The organism is Martelella sp. K41-7 (assembly GCF_055808365.1).
In genome coordinates, this window is record NZ_CM147867.1 from 3,513,824 (window position 1) to 3,535,623 (window position 21,800).

Here is a 21,800-nt window from a genome sequence, read left to right on the forward strand (position 1 = left end):
CATGACCATTAATTGGTGGACCCTCGGCCTGCAGGCAGTCAATGTCCTGATCCTTGTCTGGCTGCTGTCGCGGTTATTCTGGCGTCCGGTCGCTGCGGCCATTGCCGAGCGACAGGCCTCGACAAAGGCAACGCTAGACGCAGCAAAGGCGGCGCAGGCCAAGGCCGATGCGGCGCTGGCCAAGGTCAGCGAGGACCGCGCAGGCCTGGCGGCGGAGCGCCAGGCCTTGCTGGCCGAGGCAATGTCAAGGGCGGAGGCGGAAACGAAGGCGAAACTTGCCGAAGCCCAGGCCAAGGCCGAGACAGTGCTGGCGGCGGCGCAAACATCCATCAAACGTGATAGCGAGGCCGCTCGCAAAGCCAACGCCGCGCAAGCCTCAACGCTTTCGGTGGAGATTGCCGGCAAGCTTTTGAGCCGTTTGCCGCCATCTGCCGTCCGCGACGCCTGGCTTTCGCTGTTGATCAAGGCCATCGACGGCATGGCGACATCCGAGCGCGACGCTCTGGTCGCCTCCACGGCTGAGATAGAGATCATCACCGCTGCCGCCCTGTCCGCGGCAGAAAAGGCTGCAATCAAGAAAGCGGTCATCGCCGCGCTGGGCGGGACGCCTAGACTGAAATTTGTCACCGATCCCGATCTGATCGCCGGACTGGAACTGAGAAGCGCGCATTTCGTGCTGCACAACAGCTGGCGGGCGGATCTTGCCACTATCTCTAGGGAGATGAACGATGCCATCCGCTGACACCCCCGACTGGCTTGCCGACGCACAAGGCGCGCTGCGGGGTGCCACGCTCGGGCCACGGGTCGAACACAGAGGTAAGGTCGAGGAAATCGGCGACGGCGTGGCGATGATCTCCGGGCTGCGCAATGTGCAGCTGGACGAGGTGCTGCGCTTTGAAGGCGGCCAGGTCGGGTTCGCCCGGGTGTTGGGCCCCGACCTGATCGGCTGCGTGCTTCTGGATGCCGCAACCGATGTCGAGGCTGGTGACGCGGTATTCGGCTCTGGCGAGGTCGTGCAGGTTCCGGTCGGTGAAGCGTTGCTGGGCCGGATCGTCGATCCGCTGGGCCGCCCGCTTGATGGCAAGGGGCCGATCGAGGTTACGACCCGTTTGCCGATCGAACGCCCTGCCCCCGCGATCATTGAGCGCGACCTGGTGACCGAACCGGTGCAGACCGGCATCGTTGCCATGGACACGCTGTTTGCGCTTGGCCGGGGCCAGCGCGAACTGATCGTCGGCGATCATTCAACAGGCAAGACAACCCTTGCTATCGACGCGCTGATAGCGCAGCGCGACAGCGACATGATCTGCATCTATGTCGCCTTAGGCCAGAAGACATCCAGCGTGCGCCGCGCGATCGACGCGCTCAAGGCCCAGGGGAACTTCGAGCGCTGCACCGTGCTTGTGGCCGGCTCGGCCGCAGCGCCCGGCTTGCAGTGGATCGCCCCCTATGCCGGGATGACGATGGCGGAGTATTTCCGCGACAAGGGTCAACACGCCCTGATCGTGATCGACGATCTGTCGAAACATGCTGCGACCCACCGCGAAATCGCGCTCTTGACCCGGCAATCGCCGGGCCGCGAAGCCTATCCGGGCGATGTGTTTTATATCCACGCTCGTCTGCTGGAGCGGGCCGCGAAATTGTCGAAGGATCGCGGCGGCGGATCGCTGACCGCCCTGCCGATTGCCGAAACCGACTCTGGCAACCTGTCGGCCTACATCCCAACCAACCTGATCTCGATCACCGACGGACAGATCGTGCTGGATGCCAGCCTGTTCCATCAGGGCCAGAAGCCGGCGATGGATGTGGGGCTGAGCGTCAGCCGTGTTGGCGGCAAAACGCAGGCGCCGAGTTTGCGCGCGGCTGCCGGTACGCTGCGGCTCGATTATGCGCAGTTTCTGGAGCTGGAGGTGTTCACCCGCTTCGGTGGCATGCCCGATGGCAGGGTTCGCGACCAGCTCAAACGCGGAGAACGGATCCGTGCAATCCTTCGCCAGCCCCAGCATGCGCCATTCCGCCTCGCCGACGAAGTTGCGCTGATGCTGGCCGTGCAGGCGGGCCTGCTTGATCCCCTGTCTCTGAAAGCAGTGGCCGCATTTCGCGCCGGACTGCCCGCAGCACTCGACAGGGATGCTACCGAAATCCTGGGCGCTATCGCCGAAGGACGCGAGATAACTGCGGATATGCGTGCAACGCTCACGGCGGCGGTCACAAGCCTTGCCGCATCCCTGTCTGACGATAGCACTGACAATGGCAAGTCTAAAGGCGGCATGGACGCACCAACCCCAGAGACACCGGCATCATGACGGAGCGACTGGCCGATATCAGCGCCCGGATCGAAAGTATCGGTCAATTGGGGGCGGTCGTGAACGCCATGAAAGGTATCGCCGCAGCGCGCGCCCATATTGCCCGAACGCAGGTCGAGGCGGTCGACAGCTATGCGGCGACCATCGCCGCCGTTATGGCGAGCGCTCTTGCGGCCGAAGCCATACCTACACGAAGCCCCCGGACTGTTTCGGGAAACGCCGGTCTTCTGGTATTCTGCGCCGAACAGGGGTTCGCCGGCGCCTTCAGCGAACGCGTGCTGGACAGTATCGGCGCAACGCCCGATCCCAGCACCCTGTTTCTGGTCGGAACCCGGGGCCTTTCCATTGCCGCCGTCCGCGGCATTGTGCCGGCTTGGAACGCGGCGATGCCAGCACACACACACGGCATCCCGAAACTCGCCGACAGCATCACCAGGACGATCTACGGCGCAGTCGGAGCGGGTCGCATCGACAGTCTCGATGTCATCTTCACCGGGCAGGTGTCCGGGCGGGCGGTGGTCATGCGGCACAGCCTTTTCCCGATCGATCTGTCCGCGCTTCCGAAAGCCGCGTTTGAAAACCCGCTGATGCAGCTTCCTGTCGGCGCCCTGATCGAAAGTCTGGGTGCAGACTATTTTCATGCCCTTGTGTGCCGGACCGCGCTACACGCCTTTGCCGCCGAAAATGACGCGCGGCTGCAGGCCATGGCCGCAGCAGGTAGTCAGATTGCACGCGAACTGGAAGCGTTTGAGGCGACGCTACGCCGGGTCCGGCAGGAAGCGATTACGGCGGAGATCATCGAGCTTGGCACGGGTGCCGCTGCGGCACGTGACGAGAGATAAAACACGAAGCGTGTGCTGACCATAAAGCCGCGTTTGCCCTGATGAGGCTCGATTGCATCTGATCTTGATGGCAACGCCCGGATTTCGCTAACCGAGAATCGGCCCGACCTGATCCAGGTAAGTCGGATCGAAATCTGCATAGTCGGCCAGGCGATCATAGGTGTGGAACGCAACGTGCCCATCGCGAAACGTCACCATTCCGGCTTCACGCAATTGCCTAAGCACCCGATTGACATGGACAGCACTCAACCCAAGAGCATCACCCAGATGATACTGCGTCAACGGACAGGCATAGCCCGCCCTGCTGCCCAGACCAACGAGCGAAAGCCTTGCGCCAAGTTCCAGCAGGAAATGCGCCATGCGTTCGGCCGCGTTTCGGCGTCCGACATCCACCAGATGCTCCACCACCATCGCCTCGTCTCGCGACGCGGCCCAGAGCACAGCCGCACCCAGACGGTGCGTGCGCGCAAACGCATCCAGAAGGTCGCTTGAAAGGACCTCCGTCACCTCAATGTCGGTCACCGGCTCGATGCTGTGATCCGACACATGCAACAGCAAGCTACGCAGTCCCAGGAAATCGCCCGGAATCTGAAAATCGACGATCTGCCGCTGCCCATTCTGCAGGATCTTGTAGGAACACGCCCAGCCGGAGGCCAGAATATAGGCCGCATGTTCGGGCTGCCCTTGATGGACGAGGTCACGGCCAGCGACGAAGACCCGGCGGCGCTTGTGCAACATCTCCAGCACCGACAGTTCGGCCCCCGAAAGAGCAACGAATGCACCAAGCTTACGGACGAGCGCGGAATTTTCCAAAATGGCTACCTATCTTCGAAACCCGCCGAAATCCTTTCAGCGAAACCTGACTGGCGACTGATGTCGATCAGCACAGCATAGCAGATTTTTTGAAAGACTGCCTGATACGCCGCCTGCATTTCAACGCAAGCGTGTAAATTTTGGAAGAGGTCAGCACGGCATGTCGGATCATGACATTCATTCAGGTGTAGCGGCGCTCTCGATTTGCGAGTCCCTGCTTCTCGCGCTGAACGACGCTCGGGTCCTGCCGGAAAGCGAGATCATAGGCGTGCTCCAGGATGCTGCGGCCTCACATGAAAACGCCGAAGGCACAAAGGCAAACCTCGAAATGCACAAGGCTGCAGCAGCGTTGATCAATCGCATCATCGCTGGTGGCAATTCGGTCCGCAGATCGTGAGAGGGCCTAGCCGTGCCCTGTTTGCGGGTGTCGGCAGAATATTCTTACGGAAACTGCATCCGAAATTGTATTCCCCGGGGGCTTTTCAGGTTTTTCTGTTTACGAGCGTTCAATGACGACGAGCTTCTGGACGTGCTCACAGACGATCTGCGCGTGTCAGACCGCAACAATCCGGCCCTCCAAATGACCGGCATCCCGCGATTTGCGACAGCACGTTCCGCCGGATATAGTGCAATGACGCGAATTTTGCCCAACACAAGCCATTCATATGGCCGGAAAACCGCGCAACCAGCCAAGGAAAGCCGAAAGCGTCAGCAGGAGCGCGGTAAGCTCGAAAATCGACACCATGCGGGTCTCCATAAAATGCAAGGATAGCCACGCAGGCGGCGCTCTGCGAGCGCGCTCTCATCAAATGACCACGCGCGTTCTGCCGAATTGATTGCACCGCAACGCAATGCAGCCACAATGGCATTATATCGTACGTCCTATATAACCACCTCCCGTCAGACTGACGGCAGGGGTATCTTTTCTTTCAATCCGTGACATTCGATGGCCGCAGTCGAGCCCGTGCTCCTGCGTGTAGGCCCCATGAAAACCATTATAAAAAGTCCACCGGCATCGGTACAACCGGCCATTCGGCCGGCACCGCCCAGGCCCACGAGACGACAGGTTCTCACCCGAGATGAACTGCGCAAGATCATCGCCGATCAGATCGACTAACCCCATTTTCACCAATCAGGAGCGAACCCCGCGTTCGGCATGTACATGGAAAATACCAGACCAAGGACAGACCGGCATTCCGGATCGTCGCGAAAGTGCCTGATGGAAAAACACCGCCAGCACCTCGCCTTCGCCGCTCTCAAGATCTCCGCAGGAGACCGCGTTGGTGCGGAAAACGACTACCAGCACGCCGAGCATTTCTATCGCAGCGCCGCAGAGGTCAAAGAGCCGGAGACCAGTTGACCCGAACGAGCGCCCCACCGCGTTCAGACGATCACCTCACGCCCGCTTGTTTCCGCATGAAGTGCCCTGCCCGGCGGCACTGCCAGCAAACCTACCGATGACGATAAAGGATGAGGCCCGCAGCGCGACATGACCAAACTCAGCATCAGGCACCGAACGACCTACAGCTATCGCGATCCGGTTCTTCTAGCTCCCCACAGGCTGACGATCCGTCCGCGCGAAAACCATGATCTCCTGCTCGTCAGCCACAACATCGATGTCTCTCCGGGGGCCACGCTGAACTGGTCGACAGATGTTTTCGGAAATTCGGTCGCCACCGCCAGCTTCGCCGGTCCGACGGCAAGTCTTGCCATCGACAGCGCTGCGGTCGTCGACCTCAGGGCAGCCAACTGGCCAGTCTTCAACATCGCCGTTTCCGCGATCAACTATCCCTTCTTGTACGAACAGAACGAGTGGAAGGACCTCGGCGCGCTTCGCGATCAGCAATATCCCGATCGCTTCAAAACGCTTGATCGCTGGGTCCGCGGCTTCGTCGGCGGCTACGGGACCGACACGCTGTCCATGCTCAAGGATATCAGCGCGGGCATTGCCAACCAACATATGTATCTGAGCCGGGACGCGGAAGGTACGCAGACACCGGTCGAAACTCTGAGGATCAGATCCGGCACCTGCCGCGATTTCGCGGTACTGTTCGCCGAGGCCGCGCGTCTGTTGGGATTTGGCGCACGGATCGTGTCGGGCTATCTCTACAACCCCGCCGAGATACTGATGGGATCGCGCGACAGCGGAACAACCCATGCATGGGTGGATGTATTTCTTCCCGGCGCCGGGTGGATCTCCTTTGACCCGACCAACCGCAGCATGGGCAGCGCCAACCTCATACCCGTTGCAGTCGCCCGGGACATCGCCCAGACCACGCCGATTTCCGGCGGCTTCATCGGCGCGACGGATGCCTTCCTGGCGATGAATGTTATGGTCGACGTCATGGAACTCTGAAAAGTTGCGACAGTCCGGTCACACGGCTTGCACCAGGCCATCACGCCGCGCCTGCCGGAACGGGCCGAGGCGGCGCGTGGTATCGTCCCACAGAACCCGGTTCATGCAATGCAGGCTCTCGGCAGCGAGCTTTACCCGAAAGCGAGGCGCGAAAATAAATATTATAAATACATACCCAGAATTTTCATATTCAACTCTTCGAGTTCATAATTAAAAAATAGCAATACCCTAATAAACAAATTTCAAATAAATATATTTTACAAAAAATATTTTCAAAAAGGCCTTATAATTTACGAAATAATGAATACATATCTACTAGTTGTCGGCTAGACCCGACCAACCTAAATTACCTTTAGTAAATATTATTTCCGCCCTCGCTTCATGGCTTGAAGCGATGATGGCGCTGCTTCATCCGAAAGAGCGGCATTTTTCCGAGCGCATGGCAAGACATGGGCGCGGACTTGCGTCAGGGCAGCAGCGAGGCACTGCAGCCGTCCAACACATAAATCGATCAAAATCGAGAGGAAACGGCATTATGGCAGTAGAACCAAACGGAAATCCGTCCATCGGCCAGCGATGGGCAGCCTACCACCCGGCGAAATCGACGCTCGTATGGGCATGCATCCTGACCGCGGTGGTCACGATGATCGCCGGCTTTACCTGGGGTGGCTGGGTCACCGGCGGCACGTCGAGGGACCTCGCGGCAGAAGCCGGCGATCTCTCTCGCTCCGAACTGGCAACGGTCATCTGTTTAGAACGGTTCCGGTCCGCGCCGGATTCGGCAGAGCAAATGACCAGCCTGAAGGCCATCGGCAGTTCCTACAACCAGCGCCAGTTCATCGAGGCCGGCGGATGGGCAACGATGCCGGGTGAAACCACCGCCAACCGTTCTGCAGCTTCGGCCTGTGCCAACGCGCTGGTGAGTTGATCGACCGTCTACCTCCGGCCTCACACGTAAGGGCCGGGGTTGGTCCAGTTGCCGCAGACACTACCCGGGGTCTCCAACCAAGACGACCGGTCAGCCGTTTGAGGCGTAATCTTTTCCTGAATGGAGTTCCCAATGGCCAAGAGCCAGAAGCGAAGCAGTCGCGAAATCAGAAAGCCCAAAAAGAAAAAACCGTTGCCGCCCCTGTGGCACCCACTCTCGGCTCTCAGGTCAGGGAGGCTGGAAACGGCATCAAGCCCCGCGGCAAGCCAAAAGGCTGACGCCAGCCGGCGCACCTGCCCTCTTTTCAAGGATGTATCCGATCATGGCACTCGACTTCCCCAATCAAAGCCGCAGCTACGACGAACACGGTCACCGCATCCGCTTCACCGGCCATGACGGCATGTTCGAAGTAATGTTCTTTATCAGGGCAGATGCGCTCAAATATCCTGCAGATGGCGAAGCGAACTACCTCGCCGCCTTCGACGCGGCACGGTCGACGATCTACGCCACCGCCCGCAAACTCTACGCCAAGGGCCGCAAGGCCATGTACGTAATGACGGCGGCTGACTTCGCCTGATCTGCAAGGGCGACAGAAGCGCGTTCAGTCACATGCTTATCGAAGCTGTCGCCAAGCCGCATCATTCCGTCAAGTCTGAGCTTTCGAAATAGGATGACGCGGGCGGCGCGCTGGCGACGAAACATAAGCACGCCGCATGAACGCCATTCGCGTTGGGCCGGAAAGGCACGCATTGAAAATCAACCTCAATTTCAGAGGCGCCCGCTTTGCCTCCCCGCTCTGGAACGACCGTTCTCCCGTCAGACAGGAGCTTTTCAGCACCGAACGGCTGGAACAGCACGCGATCAGCCTTGCCGCAGCCCAGCCGGTGTCAGGCAAAGCACCCCGCGTCACGTCCCTGCACAAAAGGCTCAGCGACAATGCCGTTGTCCTGCTGTCTGCATACCGGGCGAGCATCGCCGAACTGAAGAACGGGCGGGAAGTGGTACCGGCGGCGGAATGGCTTCTCGACAACTATCATCTGGTTGAAAAGCAGATCCAGGAAATCAGGGATGACCTGCCACCCGGTTATTATCGCCAATTGCCAAAACTGGCAGATGGTCCGTTTGCCGGCTATCCAAGGGTCTTGGAACTGGCCTGGGCTTTTGTCGCGCATACCGACAGCCTGTTCGACCGTGACAAGCTGAAACGTTTTCTGATGGCTTATCAACAGGTCCAACACCTGACCATCGGCGAATTATGGGCTGTGGCGATCACGTTGCGATTTGTGCTCGTTGAAAATCTTCGGCGGCTGGCCGACCAGATCTCCGCAGGTGGCGCGGCGCGGGCCGAAGCATCTGCGCTGAGCAAGAAGCTCCTTGATCAGGAGACCGAAGAGGCCGCCTTCGCTGTCAGCATTGCCGCGCGCCCGCAGGCTCCCTTCCCGAGCTCTTTGCCGCGCATCTGGCCAAGCAGCTGCGAAACCGGGACCCCTCGACGACACCTGCGCTCGCATGGCTGGAAAAAAACTGGCACAGCAAGGTTCGTCGATTGACGAGGTTGTCCAGCACTCCCAGCAAAGACAGGGTGCCTCAAATGTCACCGTGCGCAACATCATCACAAGCATAAGGCTGATTTCCGATATCGACTGGACGGAAATGTTCGAAAGCGTCAGTCCGGTCGACGCGCGGATGCGCCAGGCCAGCCCTTTCGAGGATATGGACTTTCCGACCCGCGATCTCTACCGAACGGCGATCGAGCAGCTTGCGCGCGGATCGTCGCTGACCGAGCTGGAGGTCACAGAACAAGCCCTTGATGCGGCTCGTGAAACAGCTTCGGGTCAAAGCGACGCGATCGAGATCGCACGCTCCTCCGATCCTGGCTACCACCTTATTTCCGAAGGCCGGCCCGCGCTTGAGCGCGCAATCGGTTTTCGCCCGCCCGCGCGCCTCTGGCTCGCTCGCCTCAACCTCCGGCTCGGAATTGCCGGCTATATTGGATCCAGCCTGATCGTCACGGCACTGCTAATGGCCCTGTCACTATTGTTGTTGTCGCGGACGGGCCTTGAGGCTGGCTGGCTGGCCATGTTCGCGGTGCTCGGATTTCTGCCTGCATGCGAGGTGGCGACCGCCGTCGTAAACCGGGCGATGAGCTGGTGTTTTGGTGCCACCATTCTGCCCGGTCTCTCGCTCAGGCAGGGCGTGCCGCCGTCTCTGCGCACGCTCGTCGCCATACCCACGCTTCTGACCAGCGAAGCGGACATTCTTGAACAGATCGAACGCCTTGAAATCCATCATCTCTCCGGCATTGGCGGCGATATCGTCTTCGCGCTTGTAACGGACGGAAGCGACGCTGATCAGGAGAATATCGATTCAGACAAACGGTTGCTATCCGTGGCGTCCGATGCCATCGCCCGATTGAACAAACACCATGAACCGGTCAATGGCACAAACCGTTTCCTGCTCCTCCACCGCCGCCGCCTGTTCAATGCCAAAGAGGGCAAATGGATGGGCTGGGAACGCAAGCGTGGCAAGCTTCACGAACTCAACCGCCTGCTGCGCGGAGCCGATGACACAAGCTTCACGCCGATCGCGGGATCGCCGATCCAGGTGCCCGCAGATGTACGCTATGTCATCACACTCGATGCCGATACGCGACTTCCGCGCGATGCAGCGCACCGTCTCATCGGCAAGATGGCGCATCCGCTCAACCGCCCGCGCTTCAGCGAAGCGGAACAGCGGATCGTCGATGGATATGGCATTTTGCAGCCGCGCGTAACACCCTCGCTGCCGGTTGGCCACGAAGGCTCGCTGTATCAGCGCGCCTTTTCCGCACCGGGCGGCATTGACCCCTATGCGGCAGCGGCCTCGAATGTGTATCAGGATCTCTTCGGTGTGGGCGCTTATACCGGTAAGGGCATCTATGATATCGATGCTTTCGAAAGCACGCTGTCCGGCCGCGTGGCTGACAATGCGATGCTCAGCCACGATCTTTTCGAGGGCGCTTTTGCGCGCGCCGGTCTGGCATCCGATGTCGAGGTCATCGAGGAGTTCCCTGCCCGTTATGATGTCGACGCCAGGCGCCAGCACCGTTGGACGCGCGGCGACTGGCAGCTTCTGCCATGGCTGACCGGACAAGAGAGGAAACACGGCACCGTTCCCGCCGTCGGCCGCGGCATGATGCTTGACAACCTCAAGCGCTCGCTGGCAGCACCGCTGACGGTGCTGGCCTTCGGTCTCGCCTGGCTGATGCCGCTGCCCGCTGCGCTGATGGCGACCGCGCTGCTGCTTGCCGCCATGGCGATCCCCGCCTTTCTCCCAATCCTCTTCAACGTCATACCACAAAACCGCGGCATTCATGTCGGCAGCCATCTTGCCACGCTTGGCGCGGACCTGCGCCTTGCGGCATTGCGGACGGGCCTCGATATCGTTTTCCTGCCCGATCGGGCGTGGCGGATGACGGATGCTATCGCAAGAACACTGGCGCGGCTCTACCTGACCCGCCGCCACCTTCTCGAATGGACCACATCCGCCCAGTCACAGGGAAGCCCGCGTCTGGATGCTTCCGGCTTCTATCGTCGCATGGCGCCAGGCACTTTGATCGGCCTCGCCATTGCCCTTGCGGCAGGTCTGCTGAATCCGTCGTCCTTCCTGCTCGTTCTCCCGTTCGCGGTTCTATGGCTCTCAGCGCCCGCAATTGCTCTTTGGATCAGCCGGCCCCCGGCAGAAGGGGCTGGCCCCGCCATCTCTGATCAGCAGGCAGACGAGCTGCGGCTGATCGCCCGCCGAACCTGGCGCTTCTTCGAGACCTTCGTAACGCACCAAAGCAACATGTTGCCGCCCGACAACTTTCAGGAGGATCCCAGGCCGGTCATCGCCAGACGGACATCTCCGACCAATATCGGGCTCTATCTCCTCTCCGCCGTCGCGGCCCACGATTTCGGCTGGGCCGGAAAGGTCGAGACGGTCGAAAGGCTTGAGGCCACACTGAAGACGATGACGGCACTCTCAAAACACCGAGGCCACTTTTTCAACTGGTATGCGACAGATGACATGCGCGTCCTCGATCCCGCCTATGTCTCGTCGGTCGACAGCGGCAATCTAGCCGGCCACCTGATCGCCCTCGCCAATGCCTGTGAGGCGTGGGCTGAGGCAGATGACGTGTCGAATGTCCGGACAGGCATGAAAGACAGCTTGGCACTCGCTCGGGAGGCGCTGGACGCAATCGCCGGAAGCGGTCAGCAGGCTGACGAGCAACTTACACCTGTGCTTGACGACATCGAGGCCCGGCTCAACGGTTCGCAGACCTTTGAAACGTTTGCACCCATGCTGATGCGGCTTGCCGAAAAGGCCGCCACCATAGCGCGGGAGATGGTACCGAGAATCCGGGAGAATGCATGTGCCGACCTCATCTTCTGGCTTGAGGCATTGAAGAAACGGATTGCCGAGGATAGGCGCGATCGCCTGGAGGATAACGGTCTGGAACTTCGCCTTGGGGTGGTTGCTTCCGAAGCGCGGGCGATGGCGATGGCGATGGACTTCGCTTTCCTTCTCGATCCCGAGCGCAAACTCCTGTCGATCGGTTACTCGCTCGCCGACAACAACCTTGATGCGAACTGTTACGACCTTCTCGCATCGGAAGCACGGCTTGCAAGCCTGTTCGCAATCGCCAAGGGCGATATCGAGACCCGGCACTGGTTCCTTCTCGGGCGCTCGGCAACGCCGATTTCCGGCGCTTCGGCACTGATTTCATGGTCGGGCTCGATGTTTGAATATCTGATGCCCTCCCTTGTCATGCGTGCCCCCGAAGGCAGCCTGCTCGCGCAGACCAACGGACTGGTGGTCAGGCGCCAGCAAGCCTATGCGGACGCACTCGGCACGCCATGGGGCATTTCTGAATCCGCCTACAACGCCCGCGACACGGAGCTGACCTACCAGTATTCGAATTTCGGCGTTCCTGGCCTCGGCCTGAAACGCGGCCTCTCCGAAAATGCCGTGATCGCACCCTATGCAACGGGTCTTGCCTCGATGGTCGATCCGGCCGGCGCCTGCGCAAACTACAACCGACTTTCCGCTCTGGGCGCGCTTGGCCATTATGGTTTTTACGAAGCGCTGGATTTCACCCGTAACCGGCTTTCCGAAAAGGACAAGTTCGCAATCGTGCGGACGAGTATGGCCCACCATCAGGGCATGACGATTGTGGCGATCACCAACACGCTCCATGACGGGATCATGCGCACGCGTTTCCATCGCGAACCGATGATCATGGCGTGTGAGCTGTTGCTGCAGGAACGCACGCCGCGCACTGTGGCGACTGATCATCAAAGGGTCGGGGAAGCGCCTGTCTCACCCGTCCAATCCTCACTCGGCCCTGATACGTCGCGCCGGATTTCAGCGCCTGTGGCCGGTTCCCCGGTGACGCATCTGCTTTCCAATGGCCGCTATGCGGTGATGCTGACGGCCAACGGGGCTGGCTACAGCCGCTGGCGCGGCCTTGCCATCACACGCTGGCACGAAGACGTCACGCGTGACAGCGACGGTTCACCCATCTTTCTGCGCGATGTCCATAGCGGCGCCTTCTGGTCCGCCGGCGCCCGGCCCCTGAGTGAACACGGCGAAAACGGCACTGTCGTCTTCGATGAGGATCGTGCTCGTTTCTTATCTGTTCAGAGCGGGCTGACCACGACAATGGATGTCATGGTTTCGGGAGAGGACGACTGCGAGGTCCGCCGCGTTTCCATATCCAACAGCGGCAGGCGCACGCGCGAGATCGAGATCACCTCCTATGCCGAGCTGGTTCTCGCCCCGGCTTCCGCGGACACCGCGCATCCGGCATTTTCGAAAATGTTCGTCCAGACCGAATACGCCGCCGAATACGGCGCGCTGATCGCGACCCGCCGCCCGCGCACGCCGGGCGAAACCGGCATATGGGCCGCCCATTTCGCAGTGGTCGAAGGAAAGATCACTGCCGATCCGCAATTTGAAACCGACAGGGCCAGATTTATCGGGCGCGGCCGCACGGTCGCCACCGCTGCCGCCATGGAGACCGAGACGCCGCTTTCAAACACGGTCGGCACGGTGCTCGATCCGGTTTTTGCGATCCGGCAACGCGTGGCCATTGCACCCGGCAAGATCGCCCGCATTGCCTACTGGACGATCGTCGCGTCGTCCCGGGCAGAGCTCATCGACCTGATAGACCGGCATCTCGACCGCAGCGCATTCGAACGCGCCCGGACGCTGGCATGGACCCAGGCGCAGGTTCAGCTCCGCCACATCGATGTCAGATCCGGCGAGGCGGCGGATTTTCAGCGACTGGCGGCCCCGATCATCTATACTGACCCGCGTTTCCGCGCATCCGACACCGAAATCGCGCAAGGGGCCGGGCCACAATCCGGCTTGTGGCATCTGGGCATCTCCGGTGATTTCCCCATCGTGCTGCTCAGCATTGACGACCCGCAGGATATGGCACATGTTCATCAACTGTTGAGAGCGCATGAATACTGGCGGATGAAGAGTCTGGCCGTCGATCTCGTCATCATCAATGCACGTGCCTCCTCCTATACTCAGGATCTGCAGAACGCCATCGAAGCGGCCCATCGCAGCAGCCAGTCGCGGCCGCGCCCTGGAATTGAACTGGCGCAGGGCTCGGTTTTCGTGCTTCGTGCGGACCTGATGAGCGCTGAGGCACACGCCCAGCTTCAGTCGGTCGCCCGCGTGAAACTGAATGCCCGGCGCGGCCCGATCGCGGAGCAATATCCGGAACTGCCGGCATCACCACCGGTGCCAGTAAACCCATCAACACCAAAGCGGACACCGGCATCGGATACGGCGCCTTATCAACGTCCCGACCTCGAGTTCTTCAACGGACTTGGCGGTTTCGACAAGGATGGCCGGGAATATGTGACCATTCTCGAGGCGGGCGCGGTCACGCCTGCGCCCTGGATCAACGTGATTGCCAATTCCGGTTTCGGCTTTCAGGTGTCAGCCGAAGGAAACGGCTACACATGGGCCGAAAACAGCCGTGAGAATCAGCTGACGCCGTGGTCGAACGATCCCGTCATCGACCCTGCCAGCGAAACGCTCTATATCCAAGACGCGGATACGGGCGAGCTGTTTTGCCCGACCGCGCAGCCGATCCGGCGCAACGGCACTTATGTCGCCCGCCACGGCTTCGGCTATAGCCGGTTCGAACACGCGGAAAGCGGGATTTCGGCTGATCTTCTTCAATATGTACCCCTTGCCGATCCGATCAAGATTTCGCGCCTGACGCTCAGCAACACCTCCGCCCGGCCACGCCGTTTGACAGTGACAAGCTATGCCGAGCTTGTGCTCGGCGGCGCGCGCAGCACCACCGCGCCGTTCCTGATCACCGGGATCGACCCGGAAACCGGCGCCCTGTTCGCACGCAATCCATGGAGCGCGGGTTTTCCCGGTCGTATCGCCTTTGCCGATCTCGGCGGCAAACAGACGTCATGGACGGCAGATCGGAGCGAATTCCTCGGGCGCCACGGTGACCTGTCCGCGCCGCAGGCACTCAGCCCGGGCATGCCGCTTTCAGGTACCGTCGGTGCAGGCCTCGACCCCTGCGCCGCATTGCAGCGGACGATCGTGATAAACCCCGGCGAAACAATCGAAATCGTTTCGTTCCTTGGCGAGAGCGGTACCGCGGACGACGCCCGCAACCTTCTATCGCTCTATCGCGAAATCGATCTCGACGCGGTCCTGCAGGACGTCACCGACCACTGGAGCGACCTGTTGCAGACCGTTCAGGTCAGGACGCCGGACCGGGCCATGGATATCATGCTGAACGGCTGGCTGCTCTACCAGACCGTCGCCTGCCGTATCCGCGCGCGCTCCGCTTTCTATCAGGCGAGCGGCGCCTATGGCTTCCGCGACCAGCTTCAGGATGGCATGGCCTTGACCCTTGCCCGGCCCGAAGAGGCCCGGCACCATCTTTTGCGCGCTGCTTCCCGGCAGTTTGCCGAGGGCGACGTCCAGCATTGGTGGCTGCCACAGTCCGGCCAGGGGGTCAGAACCCGCATTTCCGATGACCGGGTCTGGCTCGCATTCGTGGCCGCAACCTATGTCAAAACAACCGGTGACGAGGCCGTGCTTGACGTTGTCGTGCCCTTTCTTGAAGGCCCGCCACTGGAACCCGGCCAGCACGATGCCTTCTTTCATCCAACGATCGCTGCCGAAACGGGCTCGCTTTTCGAACACATGGCCCGCGGCCTCGACCAGTGTATTGAACTGACCGGCGCGCATGGCCTGCCACTGATGGGCACCGGCGACTGGAACGACGGCATGAACCGTGTCGGTGAAGACGGCAAAGGCGAAAGCGTCTGGCTCGGCTGGCTGCTGCTGGCCGCCATCGATCTCTGTGCTCCGCTCGCCGAACACCGCGATCCGCAACGTAGCGATCGCTGGCGCGCCCATGCAGAAGCGCTGCGCGAGGCGATCGAAACGCATGCCTGGGATGGCGAGTGGTATGCCCGTGCGACCTTCGATGACGGCACATGGCTCGGTACCAGCGACAATCAGGAGTGCCGGATTGATTCCATCGCGCAGTCCTGGTCCGTCCTGTCCGGCGCCGGCGATCCGACGCGCGCTTCCACCGCCCTGGCCTCGCTTGAACGGCATCTCATCCGCCGCGAGGACAAGCTGGCGCTGCTGTTCACGCCGCCCTTCGACGATGGCCCGCGCGATCCCGGCTATATCAAGGGCTATCCTCCGGGCTTGCGCGAAAACGGCGGGCAGTACAGCCATGCGGCCATGTGGGCGATCATGGCTTTCGCCAAATCCGGCGCCGGCGGCAAGGCGCATGAGTTGTTCGCACTTCTGAACCCGATCAACCATGCCCTGACCGCCGCAGACACCGAGCGCTACAAGGTCGAACCCTATGTCGTTGCTGCCGACGTCTATTCCGTCGCACCGCATGTCGGCAGGGGCGGGTGGACCTGGTACACAGGCTCCGGCGGCTGGATGTATCGCGCGGGCATTGAAGGCATTCTCGGAATCCGGCGCGAGGGCAGTTTCCTGGTTATCGCCCCTTCCATTCCGGTTGAATGGCCGGACTTCGAGGCCGTCGTGACAGTCGATAAAACCCGGTTCAGCATCCGGGTGGATAACACAAGGCAACCGGGTTCGGGCGCTTGGAACGCCGTTCTGGATGGCAATGTGCATATACCCTCAGCGGGGTCTGTGCGCGCACCTGTCGACGGAGTGGACCATATCCTGCTTCTTGGATAAGCCAATGTGGAACCACCTCCCGCCGTGTTCATTGTCACTATCCCCGGACGATTGCAGAGCGGCCCTGTGCGGGCGAACGAAACCATGATGATGTTTATGTTCGGACGTTCGCGAAGGTGAAAGGCAATGCCAGACTGCTGTCGAACGCCTGCCCCATGGATACACGCGCCGGAGCCGTCTCGAAAACGGCCGCGGCGACAGGCTCGAGGAGGCCAGACAACGAGCCGAAGCAAGAGCGAACACTCGGCTACCGAAAGCCACCGCATGAAATATCTTCAGACTAAGCCTTTGAAATTATTGGAGCGGGTAGCGGGAATCGAACCCGCGCGTTCAGCTTGGGAAGCTATCGAATTTACGAGCAAAATTAATGCTTCGTTTCAAGTCCAACGTCGCCCGCTCCGATCCGTTTTCCTCGTATTCACAATGCCTGTACGGTAGAACTCGCGGCACGGGCATCGGCTCCGGTCTGATTGCCGATGGGCACCTCTACCATGGTGCCAAAGGCGCGTCCGGTGATATCGGTCACATCCAGCTCAACCGGGAAAAGGTCCCGCTTTGCCGTTGCGGCAAGGTTGGCTGTCTTGAGGCCCATGCCGCCGGATGGGCGATTGCACGCGAATTGCGCGCAAACGGCTTCGAGGCAGAGGATGCGCACGATGTCGTCCGCCTGATCGATCAACACGTTCCGGAAGCGATCGGCCTTCTGCGGGAAGCCGGACGCGCAATCGGCGAGGTGGTTGCCGGTGTCGTGTGCATTCTCAGTCCCAGAACGATCAGGGTCGGCGGCACGCTGGCCGCAGAACAGGAATATCTGGTCGCGGTACTGCGCGAGCGGGTTTATCAACGCTGTCTGCCGCTGGCGACCAACAACCTGATCATCGAAGCCACGTCGACGAGTGAAATCGGGTGCCTGACGGGCGCCGCCATTCTGCTGAAGCAGAAAATGTTCACAAGAGATGGCTCCGTACTCCTGCTGAAGCGATATCAGGAATGGCGTTTGGAAGATTTCGACAAAAAATAGCCACTAGAATCCAGCAAACCGAATAACCCCGGCAGGGCGGGGTCATTCGGCTCGCCTTGATGGACATCCCCATTCAAGCCTAGTTATTTGCTCAAACTCTGCTTATTGGGGGTCATCCCCCTAAACCGAAGCAGGGAACGGATCAGCGGAACCGCCAGCGTCAATATGGCCGCCGTCAGCAGTACAACGGTGATTGGACGCGTGTAGAGGAAGTCATAGCTGCCGCCTGAAAGCGAGAGCGCCCGGCGAAAGTTCGCTTCGGCCATAGGTCCCATGATCAACGCTAGAACAATCGGCGAGGCAGGGAACCCCCATTTCTGCATGAAATATCCGACCACGCCCGCAGCAAGCATGATGTAGACGTCAAACATCGAATTATTCAGGGCATAGGTGCCCACGATGCAGAGCGCCAGTATCGCCGGCGTCAGGATGGAGCGCGGAACCTGGAGCACGCGACCGAGAATGCGCATGGCACCGAAGGACATAAACACCATGACGGCGTAGCAGAAGAGCATGCCGACAAAGAGAGTAAAGACCAGATTTGCGTGTTCCTGGAACAGCAGAGGGCCGGGCTGCAGTCCTTGCAGGGTAAGGGCACCGAGCATGATCGCCGTCACGGCATCCCCTGGAATGCCCAGCGTCAGCATGGTCAGAAGCGCACCACCTGTACAGCCGTTTGCGCCAGCCTCACAGGCGGCCACGGCCGTGATCTCACCCTTTCCGTAATTCTCCGGTGTTTTTGAGAACCGGCGAGCCTCATTATAGGCTACATAGGCAGCGATGTCCGATCCGGCGCCGGGGATCATACCGATCATGGTACCCATGCCGGCTGAACGGAAAACTGTCGGCAATAGCCCCCGATATACCGTCCATGGCGGCAGCAGCCGCCCCAGAGCCGCTTTTGTCTTCAGGCTCACAGCGGTTTTCTCCAGTGTGGAGAATGCCTCGGCAGCCGCAAACAACCCGATCATGACTGGAATGAAAGGCACCTGGTAAAGTTCGGTAAAGCCGCCGGTGAAGCGAGGAAATCCCCCCATTGGATCCATGCCGACGGTTGCAATAAGCAGGCCGAGAAAGCCGGCGATCAATCCCTTGATTGGCGAGCGCCCGGAAATTCCCGAGATGATCGAGAGTCCGAAAACCGCAAGCCCGAAGGATTCCGCCGCGCTGAAATTCAGCGCGAAGCGCGCAATGATCGGCCCGAGAAAGATCAGGACGATGATACTGCCTGTACCGCCGATAAACGCTGAGATGGCTGCGGTTCCAAGCGCCAGGCCAGCCTTGCCCTTCTTGGTGAGTTCATAACCGTCAAGTGCTGTGGCGGCGGCTGCCGGCGTACCGGGGATACGCAGCAGGATCGCAGTTGCCGTCCCGCCATGGACAGCGCCGAAAAACACACCACAGATCATCAGGAGACCGGAGATCGGATCCATTCCGAAAGTGAAAGGTAGCATGATGGCGACACCCATGGCCGCTGTCAGGCCAGGCATTGCACCGATGATGATGCCGAGCGCTACGCCGCAGACAGCGAGCACAAGCGCAAACGGATTGGCGGCCAGATTGGCAACGCCCTGCATGAGCATATCGAGCTGATACATATTGTTTTTCCTTCTTCAGGCTCGGCTTATTCGAAGAAGCTGCCCATCGGCAGCGGCACCATCAAACCGCGCGCGAAGGCGACATAGATTACGGCAGTCAACCCAATCGCGATGAGGGCATTGACGAAGACGTTGCGGCGCCCCATCAGCCACATCAGCGAGAAAAGTAGGATCGCAGCGGGAATCGGATAGCCGATGAAGTTAATCGCCGCCACGCAGATGCAGGTGATCGCCACGCCGAGCGCAACATTGGCGTATTGCGGCTTCTCCTCTTCAAGCGCAGCCGCTACCAATTCGGCGCGAAAGGCCTGAATAGCCATGGTGACGCAGAGTGCGATCAGCACGGTTGCGAAGATGACGGGAAAGCGTCCAGGGCCGACATCAGCGCTGAGGCGGATCTGTGGGAAGTTTCGCGTTTCGAGGATGGCGAGAACAGAGGCGATGCTCAAGACAATCGCGATAACGACAATGGCAACCCTCTCGCCATGCGTTATGGTTTGACGTGTTGGGGTAGGTTGGTTTGGTTCAGTCACTGCCGTTCCTCCCGGCTGCTGGTAGACCCGGCGCGAAGGCGCCGGGTCCATAAAACAGTTTATCAGTTCTGGGTGAGGCCAATACGCGGCACGAGGTCGGCGAAGAAGGCATCGTCACGCTGGATGGCTTCTTCGAACTCCGGTGCGTCGAGATAGGCGAATGTCATCTTCATGACCTTCATCTGCTCCTGGAAGGACTCTTCCTCGACGACAGTCTTGACCAGTTCACGCAGCGTGTTGACGACGTCTTCCGGCGTTCCCTTCGGTGCGAAGAGGCCGCGCCATGTACCGACATTGACGTCATAACCGAGTTCCGCAAGCGTCGGGACGTCCGGATAGAGTGTCGAACGATGGTCATCCATTACGGCAAGGATACGCAGCTGCCCGGCATCGACATAGTTCGAGACTTCCGCAGGCGAGACCGTGACGGCCTCGATATGCCCGCCAAGCAGAGCCGTGACGGCGGGATTGGCACCGTCAAAGGGCACGTTGTTGAACTCGACGCCAGCAGCTTCACCAAACGCGGCGGCGGCCAGATGGTAGATCGCGCCCGTGCCGGAATTGCCGACGCGGAGCTTGCCGGACTCTTCCTTGGCCGAGGCCAGGAATTCCTCAAGCGACTGCCAGGGCAGAATCCGCGCGCACCGTGACGGCCGCCGGTTCGGCGTTCAGCCGTGCGATCGGCTGGAAGGAATCGGCCTTGAAAGCGGCAAGGCCGAGATGCGGCAGCGTGGTGATTTCAACAAAGCCCATGGCAATGGTGTATCCATTGGGTCGTGCAGCCATCAGCTGGGTCAGGCCGACGGCACCACCACCACCGGCTTTGTTGACGACACCCAGAGCCTTAGGGAACACCTTGTTGGCATGGTCGGCGAACGCGCGGGTCAGCAGATCTGTACCGCCGCCGGCAGCCGTCGGCACAATAACCTCCACAGGCCGCGAGGGATAGTCTGCCGCAGGTGCGGCTGTGACAAGCGAAGCTACGCCAAGAAGCGCGCCGGCGAATGCAGGAAGAAATTTCAATTGAACCTCCCAAGGTTACTTTTCTAGATACGCCCAGACGGGCGCGGGGTTGCGAAAGTCAGAAAGGCTTTCGCGGTTGAAGCGATCGGCGCCGGATTGTCGGAAAAGGCGACAGTATCGCCGGCGCGGTTCACCGGGTTTCGCTTCACTTCAGCCCGACGTGTGGGCCAGAGAAGTGGATGGAAACAGTCCAAGTGCCTCGGCGAAGCGATGAAGTCCCGCGGGGGCGGTATTTCCGAGAAGGATTGGTTCGCAATCGCAGGCAACCCTGATCCCTTCGACATAACGAGCACAGAGATCACCATCACCGATAACGGGAAACGACACGCTTTCCGTTATCCGCGTGCCAAATCGGCTGCGGGCAGAGACAAGCTCGTGACCGATGACGATGCCGGAGAGATAGTCGGCAAGCGCGACATGCTCGATGCGACCGAAAAGACCGAGCGTGCGGGCCGAGAATATCTGATGGGCAAGATCGCCGGGACCGCTTTCCAGCGCCAGTTTTACGCCTTTGGCGAATGCCTCGGCAGCAACATCCGGGGCAGGCTTTTCACCGTCAGGCATCAGCCGCCCCAGGATCGTGGCGCGCCTGAGCGCGCTGAAAAGCTCGCCGGTCATGTAGCTGTGAAAGGCCTCGATGCTGCCGCCCCTCACTTCCACCCATTTGGAATGGGTGCCGGGCAACACGATCAGGCGCTCAGAATCGGTATCGGCATCATCGCCGAGCGCACCGGCGATCTGGATTTCTTCACCGCGCATGACATCGGGACGGCCATTCACCGGATCATAGCTCAGGCCCGGCGCGATCATGATCTCGACGCCGAGGGGGGCCTTCACGCTGACAGCTTTCGAAGCGAGGCTGTGTGTGTCGGCAGGACATGGCACATAGGGCGCCTCGCGCCAGCCTTGCGCGCTGCCAACCATGCCGCAGGCGACCGCAGCCTGAATCTGAAGCCGTTCAACCCATTCACCGCACATAGAGACGAAGGCCTGTTCAAAACCCTCTCTACCGGAAGCCGGCAAGTTCTGAATTCCATGCCGACTGGCACGGGTCTCCAGCACCTTGCCGTCCTGATCCATGAGAAAGCCCCTCAGGCTGGACGTACCCCAATCGAGCGCTATCAGCGCAGCCATTCC

17 protein-coding genes are annotated in these 21,800 nt (G+C 60.4%); 11 read left to right on the top strand and 6 right to left on the bottom strand.

The features are described from left to right. Window position 1: 1 nt before the first annotated feature. From AC0L7L_RS16780 to AC0L7L_RS16790, 3 genes are read left to right on the top strand one after another with little or no spacing between them, the layout of a single operon-like run. Entirely contained in the window at window positions 2-742 is a 741-nt protein-coding gene (locus AC0L7L_RS16780) for a F0F1 ATP synthase subunit delta (RefSeq protein ID WP_473510206.1), read from the top strand. Beyond that, on the top strand, window positions 729-2,306 hold the full coding sequence (locus AC0L7L_RS16785) for a F0F1 ATP synthase subunit alpha (protein ID WP_473510208.1): 1,578 nt from the start codon (window positions 729-731) through the stop codon (window positions 2,304-2,306). Before AC0L7L_RS16780 ends, AC0L7L_RS16785 begins: the two co-directional genes overlap by 14 nt. Further along, window positions 2,303-3,148, top strand: coding sequence for a F0F1 ATP synthase subunit gamma (locus AC0L7L_RS16790; RefSeq protein WP_473510210.1), 846 nt, complete (start codon window positions 2,303-2,305; stop codon window positions 3,146-3,148). Before AC0L7L_RS16785 ends, AC0L7L_RS16790 begins: the two co-directional genes overlap by 4 nt. 87 nt (window positions 3,149-3,235) lie before the next feature. Here AC0L7L_RS16790 and AC0L7L_RS16795 read toward each other — a convergent pair whose 3' ends face one another. Continuing rightward, window positions 3,236-3,961: a Crp/Fnr family transcriptional regulator gene (locus AC0L7L_RS16795; protein WP_272213184.1), complete on the bottom strand. Its 726-nt coding sequence runs from the start codon at window positions 3,959-3,961 to the stop codon at window positions 3,236-3,238. A 160-nt stretch (window positions 3,962-4,121) separates the two neighbouring features. Between AC0L7L_RS16795 and AC0L7L_RS16800 the strand changes: the two genes are divergently transcribed. From AC0L7L_RS16800 to AC0L7L_RS16835, 8 genes are all read left to right on the top strand, one after another. Next, a complete protein-coding gene (locus AC0L7L_RS16800) occupies window positions 4,122-4,358 on the top strand; it encodes a hypothetical protein (protein WP_272213185.1) in 237 nt (78 codons plus the stop codon). A 765-nt stretch (window positions 4,359-5,123) separates the two neighbouring features. Next, a complete protein-coding gene (locus AC0L7L_RS16805; protein ID WP_272213186.1) occupies window positions 5,124-5,321 on the top strand; it encodes a DUF4167 domain-containing protein in 198 nt (65 codons plus the stop codon). 129 nt (window positions 5,322-5,450) lie between these two features. Then, window positions 5,451-6,317 (top strand): transglutaminase family protein, encoded by an 867-nt coding sequence (locus AC0L7L_RS16810; protein WP_272213187.1) that lies wholly within the window; start codon window positions 5,451-5,453, stop codon window positions 6,315-6,317. A 535-nt stretch (window positions 6,318-6,852) separates the two neighbouring features. Then, window positions 6,853-7,245 carry a hypothetical protein gene (locus tag AC0L7L_RS16815; protein ID WP_272213188.1) on the top strand — a complete coding sequence of 131 codons (393 nt, stop codon included), beginning with the start codon at window positions 6,853-6,855 and terminating at the stop codon, window positions 7,243-7,245. Between the two features lie 322 nt (window positions 7,246-7,567). Further along, window positions 7,568-7,822: a DUF1488 family protein gene (locus AC0L7L_RS16820; RefSeq protein ID WP_272213189.1), complete on the top strand. Its 255-nt coding sequence runs from the start codon at window positions 7,568-7,570 to the stop codon at window positions 7,820-7,822. Between the two features lie 172 nt (window positions 7,823-7,994). After that, complete coding sequence (locus AC0L7L_RS16825) at window positions 7,995-8,795, top strand: hypothetical protein (protein ID WP_473510214.1); 801 nt, start codon at window positions 7,995-7,997, stop codon at window positions 8,793-8,795. Then, a complete protein-coding gene (locus tag AC0L7L_RS16830; protein WP_473510216.1) occupies window positions 8,755-16,488 on the top strand; it encodes a GH36-type glycosyl hydrolase domain-containing protein in 7,734 nt (2,577 codons plus the stop codon). Before AC0L7L_RS16825 ends, AC0L7L_RS16830 begins: the two co-directional genes overlap by 41 nt. Before the next feature lie 367 nt (window positions 16,489-16,855). Continuing rightward, the gene (locus AC0L7L_RS16835; protein WP_272213192.1) at window positions 16,856-17,509 is read left to right on the top strand and encodes an ROK family protein; all 654 of its coding nucleotides are present in this window, start codon (window positions 16,856-16,858) and stop codon (window positions 17,507-17,509) included. An 83-nt stretch (window positions 17,510-17,592) separates the two neighbouring features. Here AC0L7L_RS16835 and AC0L7L_RS16840 read toward each other — a convergent pair whose 3' ends face one another. The 5 genes from AC0L7L_RS16840 to AC0L7L_RS16860 form a co-directional block, all read right to left on the bottom strand. Then, window positions 17,593-19,107 (bottom strand): tripartite tricarboxylate transporter permease, encoded by a 1,515-nt coding sequence (locus AC0L7L_RS16840; RefSeq protein WP_473510219.1) that lies wholly within the window; start codon window positions 19,105-19,107, stop codon window positions 17,593-17,595. 26 nt (window positions 19,108-19,133) lie between these two features. Continuing rightward, complete coding sequence (locus tag AC0L7L_RS16845) at window positions 19,134-19,640, bottom strand: tripartite tricarboxylate transporter TctB family protein (RefSeq protein ID WP_473510221.1); 507 nt, start codon at window positions 19,638-19,640, stop codon at window positions 19,134-19,136. Between the two features lie 62 nt (window positions 19,641-19,702). Then, a complete protein-coding gene (locus AC0L7L_RS16850) occupies window positions 19,703-20,275 on the bottom strand; it encodes a tripartite tricarboxylate transporter substrate binding protein (RefSeq protein ID WP_473513983.1) in 573 nt (190 codons plus the stop codon). Further along, a complete protein-coding gene (locus tag AC0L7L_RS16855) occupies window positions 20,253-20,663 on the bottom strand; it encodes a Bug family tripartite tricarboxylate transporter substrate binding protein (protein ID WP_473510222.1) in 411 nt (136 codons plus the stop codon). The genes AC0L7L_RS16850 and AC0L7L_RS16855 overlap by 23 nt, the downstream gene beginning before the upstream one ends. A 150-nt stretch (window positions 20,664-20,813) precedes the next feature. Further along, window positions 20,814-21,797 carry a 2-dehydro-3-deoxygalactonokinase gene (locus tag AC0L7L_RS16860; RefSeq protein ID WP_473510224.1) on the bottom strand — a complete coding sequence of 328 codons (984 nt, stop codon included), beginning with the start codon at window positions 21,795-21,797 and terminating at the stop codon, window positions 20,814-20,816. Window positions 21,798-21,800: the final 3 nt, after the last annotated feature.